3 protein-coding genes are annotated in these 3234 nt (G+C 71.2%); 2 read left to right on the top strand and 1 reads right to left on the bottom strand.

Going from position 1 to position 3234, the window contains the following annotated elements; translation table 11 throughout:
- Positions 1 to 409: 409 nt before the first annotated feature.
- Positions 410 to 1636, top strand: a complete 1227-nt coding sequence (locus AC08OU_RS23875) for an NAD(P)-dependent malic enzyme (protein ID WP_476602296.1) — start codon at positions 410 to 412, stop codon at positions 1634 to 1636.
- A 196-nt stretch (positions 1637 to 1832) separates the two neighbouring features.
- On the opposite strand, the gene AC08OU_RS23870 is transcribed toward AC08OU_RS23875, so the two are convergent.
- Complete coding sequence (locus tag AC08OU_RS23870) at positions 1833 to 2078, bottom strand: hypothetical protein (RefSeq protein WP_462186625.1); 246 nt, start codon at positions 2076 to 2078, stop codon at positions 1833 to 1835.
- A 190-nt stretch (positions 2079 to 2268) separates the two neighbouring features.
- Between AC08OU_RS23870 and AC08OU_RS23865 the strand changes: the two genes are divergently transcribed.
- The coding region (locus AC08OU_RS23865; protein ID WP_476605877.1) for a zinc-binding dehydrogenase at positions 2269 to 3234 on the top strand (966 nt) is incomplete at its 3' end.

Genomic DNA, 3234 nt, shown 5'->3' with positions numbered 1-3234 from the left:
CCCCAGAAAGTGCCGCTGTGCACGGATTACCTCTTGGGCCCGGGCGGGCGTGTCGGTGGTTTGCTGGTATCCGGGGGGAGACCCCCGATTCTGATCACGTGATGCTTCCCTCGGGTGCCGACATCCTCTCCATGGCGGTATGTTTCGTTTCCGTTGCCGATACGTTCGTTGTCGGTTCGCCGACGGCGAAGCGCCGTCGGGGGCGGAGACGGCCGCGCATGTCATATTGGAAGCAACCCCGGGCAACACCCGGTCGATCGCCCGCCTTACATGATGAGGCGGTACCGCTCAGGCTTGTTCTTCCGCGAAACACGCACCGCACGGGAGTATGAGCATGTTGTAGTCGCCGCCCAGGTGAGACCGCGATCGCCGCGGGGTCCGCCGGCGGCTCGTTCGAGGAGCAACCTCCGTGACCGCAACCACTGACCAGCCGACTTTCGGTTCCACCACGTCGGGCCTCGCCGGGCTCAGCCCGCGGCCGTCCGACGACGATCCCGCGTTCGCCCTGCACCGCGGAGGGAAGATCGGCATCGACGTCACCGCTCCACTGAACAATCGGGAAGACCTGTCCCTGGCCTACACGCCCGGAGTCGCGCGGGTGTGTACCGCCATCGCCGAGACTCCGGCCCTCGCCGACGACTACACCTGGCGGTCGAATACCGTCGCCGTGGTCACCGATGGGACGGCTGTGCTCGGCCTCGGTGACATCGGCCCCGCGGCCTCCCTACCGGTGATGGAGGGCAAGGCCGCGCTGTTCAAGCACTTCGCTGACGTGGACGCGGTGCCACTGGCCCTCGCCTGCACGGACGTCGAGGAGATCGTCGACACCGTCGCGCGCCTCGCCCCGAGCTTCGGCGGGATCAACCTCGAGGACATCTCGGCACCGCGCTGCTTCGCCATCGAGCGCCTCCTGCAGGACCGCGTCGACATTCCGGTCTTCCACGACGACCAGCACGGAACAGCCATCGTCGCGCTGGCCGCGCTGGAGAATGCGGCGAAGCTCACCGGACGCACCCTCGGTGATCTGCGTGCCGTGGTGTCCGGCGCGGGCGCCGCCGGCGCCGCCGTGGCCCGCATCCTGCTGGCCGCCGGCATCGGGGACATCGCGGTCGGTGACAGCCGCGGCATCCTCTACGCCGGTCGGGACAACCTCACCCCGAGCAAGGCCGCGCTCGCCGCCGAGACCAACCGTGCCGGCCTGACCGGGTCCATCACCGACGCGCTCGCCGGCGCCGACGTCTTCCTCGGGCTGTCCGCCGGGCAGGTCCCGGAGGAAGCGGTCGCCACCCTGGCGCCAGAGGCGATCATTTTCGCGATGGCCAACCCCGATCCCGAGATCGATCCGGCGGTCGCCCACAAGTACGCGCGGATCGTGGCGACCGGTCGCAGCGACTACCCGAACCAGATCAACAACGTCCTCGCCTTCCCCGGAATCTTCCGGGGATCGCTCGACGTCCGGGCCAGCCGCGTGACGGAGGGCATGAAGATCGCCGCCGCGAGGGCGCTCGCCGGGGTGATCGCGGACGAGCTGGCCGAGGATCTCATCATCCCGAGCGTGTTCGACGACCGGGTCGCCCCGGCCGTTGCCGCGGCGACGGCCGCGGCCGCGCGGGCGGACGGGGTGGCCCGCCGCTGACGAGGGCCGGCGCCGGCTGATCGTCGGCGTGCCGGCCAAGGACGTCCAGGGATCCCGGTGCACCTTCTCCGGGGTCCCTGGACGTCTCCACGGGGCCCGTGCCACGCGGGGTCTCCCCCCTTAGACGGTCGAGGCCCCGCGTCCCGCTGCGGGTCCCTGAGCCGCGTTCCCGGGCCGTTTGCGAGACCGCGTGCTCTCAGACCCGGCCGCATCCCGGGCAGGGCCGGTTCTCCGCCGCCTCCGCGAGCGGGCGCAGGGTCCCACATCCCTTGTAAGAGCAGCACACGAAGTCGGCGGGAGCCACCGTGATGACCGGTATGCCGTCCACGATGACCGTCGCGGGTGCCTCCGGGATGGGCGCGGGGTGTCGGCGGCGCCAGCCCAGCCGCCGGCTCGACCCGTTTCTGCGCGGCGAGTCGGGCATGTCCTCGTGGGTCACCACGGCCCGTTTACCATTGGACGTCCACCCTTGTTGTTCCCACGGTGTCGAGTTCAGCACACCGGCGTGGCAGGCGCGGTTGCCGGCCCGGATGGTCCCCTTCGTCCGTGGCGTCGCCTGTCGGTTGTCCTGAGCAGATCCGCGCCGGTCGGCCTCGCTCGCGTCTGCACGCCGGTAGCCGTAGGTTCGAAGGGTGCTAGCCGCCGCCGCCGTGTCCCTCCACCCCGATTCTCCGCTCGACGGCCTGGCCATCGGGGAGCAGCCCGAACCCGCGCCGCTCGACGGGTGGGTCACCGTCACGGTGCGGGCCGCCTCGCTCAACCATCACGACCTGTTCAGCCTGCGTGGAGTGGGCCTGCCGGCGGATCGGCTCCCGATGATCCTCGGCTGTGACGCCGCCGGGGTGACCCCCGACGGGCAGGAGGTCATCGTCCACAGCGTGATCGGTGATCCGACAGCGGGCGGGGGGGACGAGACGCTGGACCCGAAGCGGACCCTGTTGTCCGAGCTGTACCCGGGAACCCTTGCCGAGCGGGTCGCCGTGCCGCGGCGCAACCTGATCCCGAAGCCCGCCGGGTTGTCGTGGGAGGAGGCCGCCTGCCTGCCGACCGCCTGGCTCACTGCCTACCGGATGGTCGTCTCCCGGGCGGGGCTGCCCGCCGGGGGCGGCGGCACCGTGCTCATCCAGGGAGCCGGTGGGGGGGTGGCCACCGCGGCGCTGTTGATCGCCAAGGCCGCCGGGCACACCGTCTTCGTGACCTCGCGGGACGAGACCAAGCGGAAGCGGGCGGCCGCCCTCGGCGCCGACGAGGTTCTCGACCCCGGTGCCCGGCTGCCGCGCCGGGTCGACGCGGTCATCGAGACCGTCGGCGCCGCCACCTGGGGTCACTCGGTGAAGGCATTGCGCCCCGGCGGGCGCATCGTGGTCTCGGGCGCCACCAGTGGTCCGAACCCGCCGGCGGACCTCACCCGGATCTTCTTCCTCCAGCTGTCGGTGATCGGTTCCACCATGGGGAGCCGGGACGAGCTGGTCGACCTCGTCGCGTTCGCGGAACGGACCGGGGTGCGGCCGCTGATCCACGAGGTGCGCCCGCTGGCCGATGCCCGGGCCGCCTTCGAGCAGCTGCTCGGCGGTGAGTTCTTCGGCAAGCTGCTACTC

Source organism: Frankia sp. CcMO1 (assembly GCF_977945845.1).
Note: the sequence above shows the minus strand (reverse complement) of the source record. Positions and strands in the feature narration are given on the sequence as shown.